This window comes from Pseudomonas sp. RT4P38 (assembly GCF_054897765.1).
This window is the reverse complement of record NZ_CM142703.1, coordinates 1,719,282-1,734,108: the sequence shown is the minus strand read 5'-3', so window position 1 is coordinate 1,734,108 and position 14,827 is coordinate 1,719,282. Positions and strand designations below refer to the sequence as shown.

Genomic DNA, 14,827 nt, shown 5'->3' with positions numbered 1-14,827 from the left:
GACTGAAGGACCGCTATCGCGAGCAAGCTCGCTCCCACAGGGATCCGTGCCAACCGTCATGTTCGGCCAATTCCTATAACAAGAAACCGGAGAACAACCATGTCGTTAAGCGTGTTCGACCTGTTCAAGATTGGCATCGGCCCCTCCAGCTCCCACACCGTCGGCCCGATGCGTGCTGCTGCGCGTTTCGCCGAAGGTTTGCGCCGTGAAGGGCTGCTGGCTGCAACCGCCTGCGTCAAAGTCGAGCTCTATGGATCACTCGGCGCCACCGGTAAAGGACACGGCAGCGACAAGGCTGTGTTGCTCGGCCTGGAAGGCGAACACCCGGACACCGTGAACACCGAAACCGTCGCCGCCCGCCTGCAAGAGATTCGCAGCAGCGGTCGTCTGAACCTGCTCGGTGAACACGCCATCGAATTCAATGAAAAGCTGCATTTGGCGATGATCCGCAAACCGTTGGCCTATCACCCCAACGGCATGATTTTTCGCGCCTTCGATGCTGCCGGCATACAAATCCGCAGCCGCGAGTACTACTCGGTCGGCGGCGGTTTTGTGGTCGATGAAGACGCCGCTGGCGCCGACCGCATCGTCGAAGACGCCACGCCACTGACCTTCCCGTTCAAAAGCGCCAAGGACTTGCTCGGTCACTGCGCTACTTATGGCTTGTCGATCAGCCAGGTGATGCTGACCAACGAAAGTGCCTGGCGCCCGGAAGCGGAAACTCGCGCCGGCCTGCTGAAAATCTGGCAAGTGATGCAGGACTGCGTCGACGCCGGTTGCCGCAACGAGGGCATTTTGCCCGGTGGCTTGAAGGTCAAACGCCGTGCGGCAGCGCTGCATCGGCAACTGTGCAAGAACCCGGAATCGTCCCTGCGCGATCCGCTGTCGGTGCTGGACTGGGTCAACCTCTATGCACTGGCGGTCAACGAAGAAAACGCCAACGGCGGACGCGTGGTCACTGCGCCTACAAACGGTGCGGCAGGGATCGTCCCCGCTGTTTTGCATTACTACATGCGCTTCATCCCCGGCGCCAACGAAGACGGCGTCGTACGCTTTCTGCTGACCGCGGCCGCGATCGGCATTCTCTATAAAGAAAACGCCTCGATCTCCGGCGCTGAAGTCGGCTGTCAGGGTGAAGTTGGCGTGGCGTGCTCCATGGCCGCCGGCGCCCTGTGCGAAGTCCTCGGTGGCACCGTGCAGCAGGTGGAAAACGCCGCTGAAATTGGCATGGAACACAACCTCGGCCTGACCTGCGACCCGATCGGCGGGCTGGTGCAAGTGCCTTGCATCGAGCGCAACGCCATGGGTTCGGTGAAAGCCATCAACGCGGTGCGCATGGCCTTGCGCGGCGACGGTCAGCACTTCGTCTCCCTCGACAAGGTCATCCGCACCATGCGCCAGACCGGCGCCGATATGAAAAGCAAATACAAGGAAACCGCCCGTGGCGGTTTGGCGGTCAACATTATCGAGTGCTGATGCGCGCGCATTGTCATCTGCACACTTTTTCAGGAGCTGAATATGTCCACCGAACAACTGTTGAAAACCCCGTTGCACGCACTGCACATCGAACTCGGCGCCCGCATGGTGCCGTTCGCCGGCTATGACATGCCAGTGCAATACCCGCTGGGCGTGATGAAAGAACACCAGCACACCCGTGATCAGGCCGGGCTGTTCGATGTCTCGCACATGGGCCAGATCCGCCTGACCGGCGCCAATGCCGCCAAGGCCCTGGAAACCCTGGTGCCGGTCGACATCATCGACCTGCCGGCGGGCATGCAGCGCTATGCGATGTTCACCAACGAGACCGGCGGCATCCTTGACGATCTGATGGTCGCCAATCTGGGTAACGACGAACTGTTCCTGGTGGTCAACGCCGCGTGCAAGGATCAGGACCTGGCGCATCTGCGCAAGCACATCGGCGACCAGTGCACGATCGAGCCACTGTTCGAAGAACGCGCCCTGCTGGCGCTGCAAGGTCCGGCCGCGGTCACCGTACTCGCACGCCTGGCGCCTGAAGTGGCGAAGATGACCTTCATGCAGTTCGCTCGAGTGAAGCTGTTGGGCATCGAGTGCTTTGTCAGCCGTTCGGGCTACACCGGTGAAGATGGGTTCGAAATCTCCGTGCCGGCCGCCAACGCCGAAGCCCTGGCTCGCGCTCTGCTGGCCGAACCGGAAGTGGCGGCCATCGGCCTTGGCGCTCGCGACTCCCTGCGCCTGGAAGCCGGCCTGTGCCTCTACAGCCACGACATGAACACCGAAACCTCGCCGATCGAAGCTAGCCTGCTGTGGGCCATTTCCAAGCCTCGTCGCGCTGATGGCGCGCGGGCTGGCGGTTTCCCTGGTGCTGAAACCGTGTTCGGACAGCAACAAGCCGGTGTCAGCCGCAAGCGTGTTGGTCTGTTGCCTCAGGAACGCACGCCGGTGCGCGAAGGTGCAGAAATCGTCAATGAAGCAGGCGACATCATTGGTGCAGTGTGCAGTGGCGGCTTCGGCCCGACCCTGGGCGGCCCTCTGGCCATGGGTTACCTCGACAGCGCTTACATCGCTATCGACACACCCGTTTGGGCGATTGTTCGTGGGAAAAAGGTGCCTTTGCTTGTAAGCAAAATGCCATTTGTTCCACAACGCTACTATCGTGGTTGATTGACTGTTTCTATAAGTAACGCGGCTGCGTTCACAGTGCACTAATGTGTAACGCAACCGCCATAAAACAGTGCGTATCTTCGATTACGAACTTGGCTTATAACGATCGAAAACAATTGAACACGGCGATCGCATAAGCCAGCACTAGTTGCGACAGAAACCCGCCAACGCTAGCAAATACGGGCCCTCCACAGGGCTTGTTTTTTCTCCCGTAGTTGGCGTAGAGTTTGTTCACTGTGTTTGCATGGGTCGCCTGGAATCGTGACCTGGGCAGTAGCCTACAAGTTAGCTACATCCCGTTCGACGTCTTCTTACTCTCCTGCAACCAGCCCCAGTACTCTTTCACAAGAAGGAGGCTGTCATTAATTTTTGCGTCAAAGGAAATAAGAAATGTCCCAACGTCAGAGCGGTACCGTCAAGTGGTTTAACGACGAGAAAGGTTTTGGTTTTATCACTCCAGAAAGCGGTCCGGATCTGTTCGTGCATTTCCGCGCTATTCAGGGCAACGGCTTCAAGAGCCTGAAAGAAGGCCAAAAAGTGACATTCGTTCCTGTGCAAGGCCAGAAAGGCATGCAGGCTGACGAAGTACAAGCAGAAGCCTGATCTTCTGTAACGAAAAAGCCCCTGATGCTGACATCAGGGGCTTTTTTGTGCGCGTAAATCCGTAAAATGGCTTCTTTTTCCGCCGAGAGCCCTGCCATGCCGAAACACCTGCTGAAACCCCAGGGCGAATTTCCTGCCGCTGGCTTGGGTCGTCGTCTGGCAGCGATGTTCTATGACTTCCTGTTGTGTACTGCCCTGCTGATCGTCACCAGCGGCCTCTACAAGATGATCCAGATGGCGATCATCGGCGAAGACAAAATGCGCACGTTGACCGAAGCCGGTGCGCTGGATGGAGATCCATTGCTGTCGACAGTGCTGCTGTTCGTGCTGTTCGGTTTCTTCGCCAAGTTCTGGACCTGGTCCGGCCAAACTCTGGGCATGCAGGTCTGGTGCATCCGCGTGCAGAATGCCGATGGCTCATCCATCAGCCTGTGGCAGGCGCTGCTGCGGTTTGTGGTGTCGATCGCGTCCTGGCTGTGCGTCGGGCTGGGTTTCTTCTGGCCCCTGTTCGACAAACAGAAACGCAGTTGGCATGACATCTACTCCAATACCCAGCTCGTGCGGATTCCAAAGAAAACCAAGTAATCCAGCCATACGAAAACCACTGTGGGAGCGAGCTTGCTCGCGATGGCGGCCTGTCAGTTACATGCATGTTGACTGACACACCGCCATCGCGAGCAAGCTCGCTCCCACAGTTTTTTTGCAACTAGCTGACAGATCTCAGGCGTTGCCGGCCAATTTCATCCGCGCAGCCTGGGTGAAGTCGAGCATGCGCTTGAGCGGCCGAATCGCCTGCGGGATCAGCGCCGGATCGACAAAGATCTCATTCGCCCCCTCCTTCAAGCTCTTCAGCAGGTGCTCAAGGGTGTTCATCGCCATCCACGGGCAATGTGCGCAGCTGCGGCACGCTGCGCCGTTACCGGCCGTTGGCGCTTCGATGAAGACCTTGTCCGGGCACAGCTGCTGCATCTTGTAGAAGATGCCGCGGTCGGTGGCGACGATCAGGGTCTTGTTTGGCAGACTCTGCGCTGCCGCAATCAACTGACTGGTGGAACCGACGGCATCGGCCAACTCGATCACCGAAGTCGGCGACTCGGGATGCACCAGAATCGCTGCATCCGGGTACAGCGCCTTCATGTCTTCGAGTTGTTTGGACTTGAACTCTTCGTGAACGATGCAGGCACCGTCCCACAGCAGCATGTCCGCGCCGGTCTGGCGCTGGATGTAGGTGCCCAGGTGTTTGTCCGGGCCCCAAATGATGGTTTCGCCGTTATCCATCAGGCTTTCAACGATCTCCAGCGCGCAGCTTGAAGTCACCACCCAATCCGCCCGGGCTTTCACTGCCGCCGACGTGTTGGCATACACCACCACGGTGCGTTCCGGGTGCTGATCGCAGAACGCCGAGAACTCGTCCACCGGGCAACCCAGGTCCAGCGAGCAGGTCGCTTCCAGGGTCGGCATCAGGATGCGTTTTTCCGGGTTGAGGATTTTGGCGGTCTCGCCCATGAACTTCACACCGGCGACCACCACCGTCTTGGCCGGGTGAGCGTTGCCGAAGCGGGCCATCTCCAGCGAGTCTGAGACGCAACCGCCGGTTTCTTCGGCCAGGGCCTGAATGACCGGATCGCAATAGAAGTGAGCAACCAGCACCGCGTCCTGAGCCTTGAGCTCGGCAGCGATGGCGGCACGGTAATAGGCCTCCTCCTCGGCAGTCAGCGGTTTGGGCTGCTTGGCGTCGAGGTGGGCTTGAACCAGAAGGCGTTCGGAAATCTGCGTCATGTTCGCAAGACCTGCAGGCGCTTTCGCGCGAAAGTCGAGTATACACCCGGCTCCGGACCCTTCAGGGTACCGCCGGGAGAGTGAGTATCATCAGGCACGGACAACGTTGAAGCTGCGCAAGGCTACAGAATATCCCGTAGATGCAAAAGATGATTCTGACCTGCGTCACGGGTCGCAGCCCGGAACTGGGCGAGCTCAAATCGCGGGCAAAAAAAAATCCGGAAATCCTCACTTGCGTGGGCCTTCCAGACTTTTAAAACTGCTACAAAAATGGTGGGTCGTGTGGGATTCGAACCTACGACCAATTGGTTAAAAGCCAACTGCTCTACCAACTGAGCTAACGACCCGCTGTGTGGTGGCGCGTATAATACTGATTTTTAAGGACTATTCAACACCTAATTTGAAATAAATCAAAAATAAGGTGTTGGGTCGCTGATTCCGGCTGCCGCAAAGCCTTCTGCACGCAGGCGGCAGCTGTCGCATTTGCCGCATGCACGGCCATTATCGTCGGCCTGATAGCAGGAAACAGTCAGCCCGTAATCAACACCCAGCTTCACGCCTGCCTGTACGATCTGCGCCTTGCTCAGGTTTTGCAGTGGCGCCTGGATACGGAAACCATTGCCCTCTACACCAGCCTTGGTCGCCAGATTGGCCATGCGCTCGAAAGCCTCAACGAACTCGGGACGGCAATCCGGGTAACCGGAGTAATCCACCGCGTTCACACCAATAAAAATGTCACGCGCGCCGAGCACTTCAGCCCAGCCCAACGCGAGGGACAGAAACACCGTGTTGCGCGCCGGTACGTAAGTCACCGGAATGCCTTCACTCGGTGCTTCCGGCACATCAATGGAGCTATCCGTCAGCGCCGAACCGCCGATGCCGTTCAGATTCAAACCGATCACCTTGTGCTCGACCACACCCAAGTCACGAGCAACGCGCTCGGCGGCATGCAGTTCAGCGCGATGGCGCTGACCGTAATCGAAGCTCATGGTGTAGCAGCTGTAGCCTTCAGCTCGGGCCATCGCCACGACGGTCGCCGAGTCCAGGCCGCCGGACAACAGGATGACCGCACGCTTTTCCACAGTGTTCAGTTGTTCAGTCATTTCAGCGCCCCGGCTCGTCATTCCAAAGATATTTATGCAACTGCAATTGCAGTCGCACTGGCAGGTTGTCCGCCACCACCCAGTCAGCCAGGTCCCGCGCGTTCAGGTCATGGTGACTTGGCGAGAACAGGACTTCGCCAGCACGCTGATCCAGACCGTACTGAATCAGTTTGGACACAGCCCAGTCGTAGTCTTCCCGCGAGCAGATGACAAACTTCACCTGATCGTTGCGCGTGAGCAGTTCGATGTTCTCGTAGCGGTTGCGATGCACTTCTTTCGAACCCGGGGTTTTCAGATCGACGACGCGACTGACCCGTGGATCGACGGCCGAAATGTCCAGGGCACCGCTGGTTTCCAGCGAGACCTCGTAACCGGCGTCACACAACTGCTTGAGCAATGGGATGGCATTAGGTTGCGCCAGGGGCTCGCCGCCCGTGACACACACGTAGCGCGGACGAAAACCGGCCACTTGCTCGAGGATGTCATCGAGCGGGCGAAGGGTGCCGCCCGTGAACGCGTAGGCGCTGTCGCAGTATTGGCAACGCAACGGGCAACCGGTCAGGCGCACAAAAACTGTGGGCAGCCCGGCAGTCCGCGTTTCACCCTGCAACGAGTAGAAAACTTCGGTGATTCTCAATGTGTCTTGCATAGTCGCCACGGGCATAACAGCTAAACAGGCTGTCCGCCTCCGTCAGGCACTTCAAGGAATCCCGCCACCGCGCAGATCCCAAAAAGCGTGTTTCATAAAAAGGGCGTGAATTCTAACGAAAAAACCCGCGACAAGCGCGGGTTTCTTCAAAACGGGTCAAGCAACCCTTACATTTTTTGCAGATCACGCTGGGCCAACTGAGCGGCGGAAGTGCCCGGGTATTGCGACACGACCTGTTGCAGAATGCCTTTGACCTTGTCGGTGTGACCGAGGCGGCGCTCTACATCAGCCAGCTTGTACAGCGAATCAGGCACTTTAGGGTGCTTTGGGTACAGCTGCGAAACCTTGGCAAATGCCTGACCTGCACCTTGCAGATCGCCTTTGGCCAAATTCACTTCGCCCAACCAGTACTGAGCATTACCCGCGTACTGGCTGTTCGGGTACTTGCGCAGGAATGCGGCAAACGCCTGGCTGGCCTTGTCGAAATCCTTGGCTTTGATCAGGTCGAAGGCTGCATCGTAATACAGTTTTTCCTTCGCTGGATCAGCCGGCTCGCTACCCGCGGCAGGCGCTTGTGTGGAAGTGGCAGCGGCTGCCGCTCCTGCGCCTGCACCCGCTGCTGCACCGGGGGCATTCAAACTGCCACCGGTGGAAGAATTTTCAGGAGTCGCGGCTGGTGCAACGCCGGTTCCTATGCGCCGATCAAGATCCTGATATCGCTCCAGGTTCTCTTGCTTCATGCGCGCTACATCATTTTGTAGAACTTCGATGATGCCTTGTTGGCGCGAGATCTGCTCCTGCATGGATTGCAGTTGGTTGAACAGCTCGCCCTGTGCCGAGACAGGGGCCGAAACCCCTCCCCCGGCATAGGCGCCGTTCGTACCGTAACCCGCAGGCGGATAACTAGTCCCGCTATTGTTATAGCCGGAGTCGTTATCGACCACAGGAACCGCAGCCCACACCGCAAGCGGTGCGAGGCTGAGAGCCAAAACAGTTACAGCACGACGGCACGTTCGCATGACGAATTACTTACGCAGTTCGACGCGACGGTTTTGAGCCCAGGACTGCTCGTCGTTGCCGGTAGCAACTGCACGCTCTTCGCCGTAGGAAACCAGTTCCAGCTGAGCTGGGGAAACACCTTGCAGTACCAGGTAACGCTGAACGGCTTTCGCACGACGCTCGCCCAGTGCCATGTTGTACTCACGAGTACCACGTTCGTCGGTGTTGCCTTCCAGAACAACGCGAGCGCCGTTTGCTTTCAGGTCTTTGGCGTGAATGTCCAGGGAGCGCATGGCTTCTGGCTTCAGGTCCGAGCTGTCGTATTCGAAGTAGAAGGTGGTGATTGCGCGCAGAGCAGCTTCTTCGCTCAGGGAGCCGTCAACAGCACCAGTGTTAGCGCCGTAACCAGCGTTTGGATCGACAGCGCCTTCACCGGCATTGTCGCCGCCTTTGGACGAGCAACCTACAGCTACAGCCATGGCCAGAGCCAGCGCAGCAAATTTACCAAACTTCAGCATTTCCATCGTGAAACTCCTAATGAACCCCAGTGTGTTAAGTACAACGTGTAGCGCCGCGTCAGTTCAGGTAAGGGGACCAGGAAGGTTCTCTGACTTCGCCTTGTGCGGTAGGAAGCGGGAGCCTTACGCGTCCATTAATGGACACGAGCATCAAGACTCCCCGGCCCTGCTGGCGGGTGGCGTAGATTACCATGGTGCCGTTGGGCGCAACAGTAGGCGACTCGTCCAGAGTGCTATCAGTGAGGATTTTTACGCTTCCGCGCTGCAAATCCTGGGCCGCCACCTTGAAATTAGTGAAACCTTCCTGGCGGTGGATCATCACCAGGGTCTTTTCGTCAGCCGAAAGCTTGGGGTTGGCGTTGTAGTTACCGACAAAGGTCACCCGTTCCGCACCGCCACCACCGACGCTGGTTTTGTAGATCTGTGGCTTGCCGCCACGGTCCGAGGTGAAGTAAATGGTCGAACCATCTTTACCCCAGAACGGTTCGGTGTTGATGCCAGGACCGTTGGTAACACGCGTGATCTGACGCGAACCCAGGCTCATCACATAGATGTCAGGGTTACCGTCTTTCGACAACACGAACGCCAGACGCTGACCATCCGGCGACCATGCTGGCGCGCCATTCAGGCCTTCGAAGTTGGTGATCTGCTCACGGCGACCGGTGTCGATGTTCTGCATGAAGATACGCGGACGCTTCTGCTCGAACGAGACATAAGCGATGCGCTTGCCGTCCGGTGCGAAACGCGGCGACAGGATCGGCTCGCGCGATTGCAGCAGGGTCACAGCGCGGGCACCGTCATAGTCCGAACGTTGCAGCGTGTAGCGAGTGTTCTTCTCGGAAAAACGCTCGGCCGTCACGTACAGCAGACGAGTCGAAAACGCACCTTTGATACCGGTAAGTTTTTCGAATGACTGGTCCGCGATGTAGTGCGACATGTCGCGCAGTTGATCGACGCTGCCCGACACGCTGCCGGTCAGCACTTGCTGCTCGGTGGCGACGTTGAACAGTGCGTATTGGACCTGCAGGCGACCGCCCGCAGGAGCAATGCTGCCGACCATGACGTACTGGGCACCCAGCGCCTTGAAGTCACGGAAGATGATTTCGCTGGCCTGGCTTGGCTGGCTGATCATGTTCTGTTTTGGAATCGGCGAGTAGTAACCCGAGTTGCGCAGGTCGTTACCGATGATTTCGGCCATGTCGTCCGGCAGCACGCTGCCGCCCTGGTTGCCGAATGGAACGACTGCGATCGGGGTGGCCCGATCACTGCCGCTGGTGACCAGAATGTTTTTTTCATCTGCTGCCGCTATCCCTGCCAGGCAGCAGATAACGACAAGCATTCCTCGAAGAAGGTTTCTCACAAGGCTAGATCCTCAGGTGTGAATGTCATCTTGAATGAACGATACGGAGCGAAATCGCTCGGCTTCATTCCCTGCATTTCTGTCAAACGTCCAATATTCTTCACCGCTGCTACAGCAGAAGCGTCAAATGGACCATCGCCACTGGACTTGCCGACGCTGACCGAAGTCACCGTACCGTCCGGCAACATGCCGATTTGCAACACGACTGTCATGCCTTTGCGGGCCGAAGGTGGACGAGCCCAACCTTCCGCTGCACGAGCACGGATCAGATCATCGAAACTGCCGGCGACTTCGTCACCCTGCTCATCCGCCAAGGCCTGCTGACGCTCCGGCGTGTCGGAAAGCAAATCTGCCAGGGCCTGAGCCTTTTTGTCTTCGGCGGATTTACGTGCCGCTTCCTGCGATTTTTTCTTCGCAGCATCGGCAGCAGCTTTCTTCTTCGCGTCTTCGGCGACTTTCTTCTTCGCGTCTTCAGCTTCAGATTTCTTCTTGGCGTCTTCCGCGGCTTTCTTCTTCGCGTCTTCGACGATCTTTTTCTTCGCTTCTTCAGCGGCCGCTTTCTTGGCCTCTTCTTCAGCCGCTTTCTTGGCTTCTTCTTCAGACTTCTTCTTGGCTATATCAGCCAATTGTTTCTCTTCGACCTTTTTGGCTTCGGCGGTCTTCTTCGCTTCATCGGCTTTCTTGGCTTCATCAGCCTTTTTTGCCTCGTCCGCTTTCTTCGTCTCGTCGGCCTTCTTGGACTCTTCGGCTTTTTGAGCCGCATCTTCCTTCTTTTGTTCCGCGGCCTTGATCGCTTCCTGCTCGATCTTTTTCTGTTCCATCTGTTCGACTTCGGTCTGACGCGCGGCGGATTTCTTCGCCTCACCCGCAATCTTCTGATTGGTCTGGGTGGTCGCCTGACTTTTCGATTTCAGCTGATACAGGGTCGCCTGGACAATCGGCTTGGCCGGCGGCAGTTCTGGCGTGAAGGCGAAACTGACGAACAGCATGCCAAAAACCAGCACGTGCAAGACAAGCGCCCAGACACTAGGCCAGAAGTAGCTTTCCGAGGCGGACGGCTCTCGCATTTGCTGCATCAGGGTGCCTCGGTAATCAAGCCAACATTACCGACCCCGGCTTTCTGCAACCCGCCCATGGCGCCCATGACGGAACCGTAGTCGACGGTCTTGTCGCCGCGAATGAACACCTGGGTACGCTTGCCGCCTTCAGTACCGGCGCGAATGATCTTGGTCACGGCGTCGGTCATCTGCGGCAAGGTCATGGCCTTGTCCTGCTGTTTTTCGGTGTCGACTTCGCTGCCAAGGTTCCAGTAATAGGTCTTGTCAGACTTGATCGAAATGGTCAGGACCTGAGTGTTGTTGTCCTGCGGCAAGGCTTCGCTGGAAACCTTGGGCAGATCAACTTTCACGCCCTGATTGAGCATCGGTGCGGTCACCATGAAGATGACCAGCAGTACCAGCATCACGTCGATGTAAGGCACCACGTTCATCTCGGCAACCGGCTTGCGCTTTTTGCGAGCTCGAGCGATTAAAGCCATTGGAAATTACCTGCTTATTCTTCGCTGGTGTGCACTTTGCGGTGCAGGATCGCCTGGAATTCATCGGCGAAGGTGTAGTAACGGCCCAGCAGGGTTTCACTGCGAGCAGCAAAACGGTTGTAAGCGATAACGGCCGGGATGGCGGCGAACAGGCCGATCGCGGTAGCAATCAGTGCCTCGGCAATACCCGGAGCCACAGTGGCCAGGGTCGCTTGCTGGGCAGCGGCCAGACCACGGAAGGAGTTCATGATGCCCCAGACCGTACCGAACAGGCCGATGTATGGGCTGACGGAACCAACGGTCGCGAGGAACGGCAGGCTCTGCTCGAGCTTTTCTTCCTCGCGGGAAATGGCGACGCGCATGGCACGGGCTACGCCTTCCATGACCGCTTCCGGGTCAACACCTGGCTGCTGGCGCAGACGGGAGAATTCCTTGAAACCGGCACGGAAGATCTGCTCTACGCCCGAATCCGGATCAGGGTTGCTGCCGGCCTGACGGTAGAGTTTGGACAGGTCGATACCCGACCAGAAGCGCTCTTCAAAGCTCTCCAGGGCACGTCGACCAGCGCGCAGCAGGTTGCTGCGCTGAAAGATCATGATCCATGAGGTCACCGATGCGGCTACCAGGATCAGCATTACCAGTTGCACCACGATACTGGCATTGCTGACCAGGCTCCACATGGAGGAATGGTCGACGACGTTAGCTTCCACGCTTTATCTCCTGCTTTGAGTGTGTACCCGCGCCGCTCACGTCGGCAAAGGCCGCACGTAGAGCTTCGGGAATGGCCCGGGGTTTCAAACTGTTAGTGCGCACACAGGCCACCAAAAACTGCCCTTCGCAGAGCAGCACATTATCCGTGGCTCGCCTGACCTGCTGTTTGAAGCGCAGGCTGACACGGTTCAATTCGATTACTTCAGCGCTTACCAGCAGCTCGTCGTCCAGTCGCGCCGGCGCGTGATAACGCGCTTCGCTGGAATGCACGACGAACAACAGGTCCTCCCCTGCAAGCGCCGATTGGGCAAAGCCCAGCTCCCGGAGCCGCTCGGTTCGAGCCCGTTCCATAAATTTGAGGTAATTAACGTAATACACGATGCCACCCGCATCGGTGTCCTCGTAATAAACGCGACAACGAAGTGCGAAAGGCTCAAGCCCGTTTTGCGCGCGCATACTCTAGTGCTTACTCCTCACGTTGCCAATCCGGCCAGGCAACTGTTTTTCATTGATTCACGGCTTTCTGGCGAAAGTACGGTCCTGGGACCGCACAAACTCCGAAAAAATCAGCGCGCAAAGGTTATTAATCGTCCACGGCATCGAGGAACTCGTCTACCACGGGCATCTCGCCCATACGTGTCGGAATGTTTAAACCGAAGTGCAGGTACGCATGCCGCGTCACCACCCGCCCCCGGGGTGTGCGCATGATGTAGCCCTGCTGGATCAGGTACGGTTCCAGCACGTCTTCAATGGTGTGGCGCTCTTCACTGATGGCTGCGGCGAGGCTGTCGACCCCGACCGGCCCGCCATCGAACTTCTCGATCATGGTCAGCAACAGACGTCGATCCTGATGATCGAAGCCACGTTCGTCGACATCCAGCAGGTTCAAGGCCAGGTCGGCGATCGGTTTGGTGATGTGGCCCTTGGCGCGAACCTCGGCGAAATCCCGAACCCGGCGCAGCAAGCGGTTGGCAATTCGCGGTGTACCACGGGCACGGCGGGCGATTTCGAAGGCGCCTTCCGGGTCCAGCGGCAAGCCGAGGATATTCGCCGAACGACTGACAATCGTTGCCAGGTCAGCGGTGTTGTAGAACTCCAGGCGCTGGACGATGCCGAAACGGTCGCGCAGCGGATTGGTCAACATCCCGGCCCGCGTCGTTGCACCGACCAGGGTGAACGGCGGCAGATCAAGCTTGATCGAACGCGCGGCCGGCCCTTCGCCGATCATGATGTCGAGCTGGAAATCTTCCATGGCCGGGTACAGCACTTCTTCGACGATTGGCGAGAGCCGATGGATTTCGTCGATGAACAGCACGTCGTGTGGCTCAAGATTGGTCAGCAGCGCAGCCAGATCACCCGGACGCTCAAGCACAGGGCCCGAGGTGCTCTTGATCGACACGCCCATTTCCTGGGCGATGATGTTGGCCAGGGTGGTTTTACCCAGGCCCGGCGGGCCGAAAATCAGCGTGTGGTCCAGGGATTCATTGCGCCCACGGGCCGCCTGGATGAACAACTCCATTTGCTCGCGAACGGTCGGCTGGCCAATGTACTCGGCCAGGCTGACAGGACGAATCGCCCGGTCCTGGACTTCCTCGCGGTCACGAGGGCCAGGCGTGGCAGTAATCAGACGATCAGCTTCAATCACTTAGATCATTCCCTTCAGGGCACGACGAATCATGTCTTCACTGCTCAAACCTTTCTCCTTGATCGCAGAAATCGCCTTGCTGGCCTCCTGCGGCTTGTAGCCCAGGGAGATCAGCGCGCTGACTGCGTCATTTTCGGCGGTGGCGACTGGAGCCGGTGCATCTGGCCCACCCGGCTGATTTGGCACCAGGGCAAACATCGCCGGCACGGTTTCCCAGGCCTTGAAGCGATCCTTGAGTTCCACCAGCAAACGCTCGGCAGTCTTCTTGCCCACGCCCGGCACCTTGGTCAGTGCCGAGGTGTCCTGGGACTGCACGCAGCGGACCAGCTCATCGACTTCCAGGCTCGACATCAGGGCCAGGGCCAATTTCGGTCCCACACCATTGAGACGGATCAACTCGCGGAAAAAGTCTCGCTCGCGCTTGCCGAAAAAGCCATAGAGTAACTGCGCGTCTTCGCGTACGACCAAATGGGTGTGCAAGGTCAGCGGTTCACCGACCGACGGCAAACGATAAAGCGTGGTCATGGGCACCTCCAGCTCATACCCCAGACCGTTTACATCCAGAATCAGGTGCGGCGGCTGTTTCTCAGCCAGTGTGCCGCGCAAGCGTCCAATCACGTTTCAGATCCTTGAGCGTTGGCCAGCTCAGCAGCTGGCGACTGACAGAGCAAGGGTTTTGCGCCGACGACACAGGCGCAAAACCCTCATTCCATAAAAAATGATTGCTGATGCTATCAGAGACGCAGGCGCCCGCCACGACTGCGTGCCGTGCCCAGACCATGGGGCAACAGGCTGGAACGGGTGTGAGCATGGCAAATGGCAATGGCCAGGGCGTCCGAGGCATCGATTTGCGGCTTGCTGGTCAATTTCAGCATGTGCATGACCATCATCTGCACCTGCTCTTTATTCGCCGCGCCGGTTCCGGTCACTGCCTGCTTGACCTGGGTTGCGGTGTACTCGGCGATCTCCAGGGCTTCTTCCGCGCCGGCAACGATAGCGGCGCCGCGGGCCTGACCGAGCTTCAGCGCAGAGTCGGCGTTGCGCGCCATGAAGACTTTTTCGATGCCCATGGTCACCGGGCCGTAGGTCTGGATAACTTCGCGTACGCCGCGATAGACGATTTGCAGGCGTTCATGCAGCTCGCCGGAACCTGTGCGAATGCAGCCCGACGCCACGTACACGCAGCCACGCCCGGTATCACGCACCACGCCATAACCGGTGATGCGCGAACCGGGGTCGATACCAAGGATTAAAGTCATAACGCCTGCAAAGAGAGAATG

General features: G+C 58.1%; 17 protein-coding genes and 1 tRNA gene. 4 read left to right on the top strand and 14 right to left on the bottom strand.

What is annotated here, in order from left to right:
* Positions 1 to 99 precede the first annotated feature (99 nt).
* The 4 genes from ACYZT7_RS07960 to ACYZT7_RS07945 all read left to right on the top strand — a co-directional run bounded on the left by ACYZT7_RS07960 (position 100) and on the right by ACYZT7_RS07945 (position 3,831).
* Positions 100 to 1,476, top strand: a complete 1,377-nt coding sequence (locus ACYZT7_RS07960; protein ID WP_449643496.1) for an L-serine ammonia-lyase — start codon at positions 100 to 102, stop codon at positions 1,474 to 1,476.
* A gap of 42 nt (positions 1,477 to 1,518) precedes the next feature.
* Complete coding sequence (gene gcvT, locus ACYZT7_RS07955) at positions 1,519 to 2,643, top strand: glycine cleavage system aminomethyltransferase GcvT (protein WP_462040604.1); 1,125 nt, start codon at positions 1,519 to 1,521, stop codon at positions 2,641 to 2,643.
* A gap of 390 nt (positions 2,644 to 3,033) precedes the next feature.
* The gene (locus ACYZT7_RS07950; protein WP_462040603.1) at positions 3,034 to 3,246 is read left to right on the top strand and encodes a cold-shock protein; all 213 of its coding nucleotides are present in this window, start codon (positions 3,034 to 3,036) and stop codon (positions 3,244 to 3,246) included.
* 96 nt (positions 3,247 to 3,342) lie between these two features.
* Entirely contained in the window at positions 3,343 to 3,831 is a 489-nt protein-coding gene (locus ACYZT7_RS07945) for an RDD family protein (protein WP_462040602.1), read from the top strand.
* A gap of 135 nt (positions 3,832 to 3,966) precedes the next feature.
* Here ACYZT7_RS07945 and nadA read toward each other — a convergent pair whose 3' ends face one another.
* From nadA to ruvC, 14 genes are all read right to left on the bottom strand, one after another.
* Positions 3,967 to 5,025 carry a quinolinate synthase NadA gene (gene nadA, locus ACYZT7_RS07940; protein WP_462040601.1) on the bottom strand — a complete coding sequence of 353 codons (1,059 nt, stop codon included), beginning with the start codon at positions 5,023 to 5,025 and terminating at the stop codon, positions 3,967 to 3,969.
* A 271-nt stretch (positions 5,026 to 5,296) separates the two neighbouring features.
* Positions 5,297 to 5,372, bottom strand: a tRNA-Lys gene (locus ACYZT7_RS07935).
* A gap of 63 nt (positions 5,373 to 5,435) precedes the next feature.
* The gene (queC, locus tag ACYZT7_RS07930) at positions 5,436 to 6,128 is read right to left on the bottom strand and encodes a 7-cyano-7-deazaguanine synthase QueC (RefSeq protein ID WP_462040600.1); all 693 of its coding nucleotides are present in this window, start codon (positions 6,126 to 6,128) and stop codon (positions 5,436 to 5,438) included.
* 1 nt (position 6,129) lies between these two features.
* Positions 6,130 to 6,777 carry a 7-carboxy-7-deazaguanine synthase QueE gene (gene queE, locus ACYZT7_RS07925; protein ID WP_462040599.1) on the bottom strand — a complete coding sequence of 216 codons (648 nt, stop codon included), beginning with the start codon at positions 6,775 to 6,777 and terminating at the stop codon, positions 6,130 to 6,132.
* A 167-nt stretch (positions 6,778 to 6,944) separates the two neighbouring features.
* Positions 6,945 to 7,796 (bottom strand): tol-pal system protein YbgF, encoded by an 852-nt coding sequence (gene ybgF, locus ACYZT7_RS07920; protein WP_462040598.1) that lies wholly within the window; start codon positions 7,794 to 7,796, stop codon positions 6,945 to 6,947.
* 6 nt (positions 7,797 to 7,802) lie between these two features.
* The gene (gene pal / locus ACYZT7_RS07915; protein WP_131059800.1) at positions 7,803 to 8,300 is read right to left on the bottom strand and encodes a peptidoglycan-associated lipoprotein Pal; all 498 of its coding nucleotides are present in this window, start codon (positions 8,298 to 8,300) and stop codon (positions 7,803 to 7,805) included.
* Positions 8,301 to 8,352: 52 nt separating this feature from the next.
* Complete coding sequence (tolB, locus tag ACYZT7_RS07910) at positions 8,353 to 9,654, bottom strand: Tol-Pal system beta propeller repeat protein TolB (RefSeq protein WP_462040597.1); 1,302 nt, start codon at positions 9,652 to 9,654, stop codon at positions 8,353 to 8,355.
* The gene (gene tolA / locus ACYZT7_RS07905) at positions 9,651 to 10,730 is read right to left on the bottom strand and encodes a cell envelope integrity protein TolA (RefSeq protein WP_449644828.1); all 1,080 of its coding nucleotides are present in this window, start codon (positions 10,728 to 10,730) and stop codon (positions 9,651 to 9,653) included. The genes tolB and tolA overlap by 4 nt, the downstream gene beginning before the upstream one ends.
* Complete coding sequence (gene tolR / locus ACYZT7_RS07900) at positions 10,730 to 11,182, bottom strand: protein TolR (protein WP_162556275.1); 453 nt, start codon at positions 11,180 to 11,182, stop codon at positions 10,730 to 10,732. Before tolR ends, tolA begins: the two co-directional genes overlap by 1 nt.
* 23 nt (positions 11,183 to 11,205) lie before the next feature.
* Positions 11,206 to 11,901 (bottom strand): protein TolQ, encoded by a 696-nt coding sequence (gene tolQ, locus ACYZT7_RS07895; RefSeq protein ID WP_462040596.1) that lies wholly within the window; start codon positions 11,899 to 11,901, stop codon positions 11,206 to 11,208.
* Positions 11,891 to 12,358 carry a tol-pal system-associated acyl-CoA thioesterase gene (gene ybgC, locus ACYZT7_RS07890; protein ID WP_131059803.1) on the bottom strand — a complete coding sequence of 156 codons (468 nt, stop codon included), beginning with the start codon at positions 12,356 to 12,358 and terminating at the stop codon, positions 11,891 to 11,893. The genes tolQ and ybgC overlap by 11 nt, the downstream gene beginning before the upstream one ends.
* A 127-nt stretch (positions 12,359 to 12,485) precedes the next feature.
* The gene (ruvB, locus tag ACYZT7_RS07885; RefSeq protein ID WP_462040595.1) at positions 12,486 to 13,547 is read right to left on the bottom strand and encodes a Holliday junction branch migration DNA helicase RuvB; all 1,062 of its coding nucleotides are present in this window, start codon (positions 13,545 to 13,547) and stop codon (positions 12,486 to 12,488) included.
* On the bottom strand, positions 13,548 to 14,165 hold the full coding sequence (gene ruvA / locus ACYZT7_RS07880) for a Holliday junction branch migration protein RuvA (protein ID WP_007897033.1): 618 nt from the start codon (positions 14,163 to 14,165) through the stop codon (positions 13,548 to 13,550).
* Positions 14,166 to 14,281: 116 nt separating this feature from the next.
* Positions 14,282 to 14,806 carry a crossover junction endodeoxyribonuclease RuvC gene (gene ruvC, locus ACYZT7_RS07875; protein WP_059406065.1) on the bottom strand — a complete coding sequence of 175 codons (525 nt, stop codon included), beginning with the start codon at positions 14,804 to 14,806 and terminating at the stop codon, positions 14,282 to 14,284.
* Between the last annotated feature and the right edge of the window lie 21 nt (positions 14,807 to 14,827).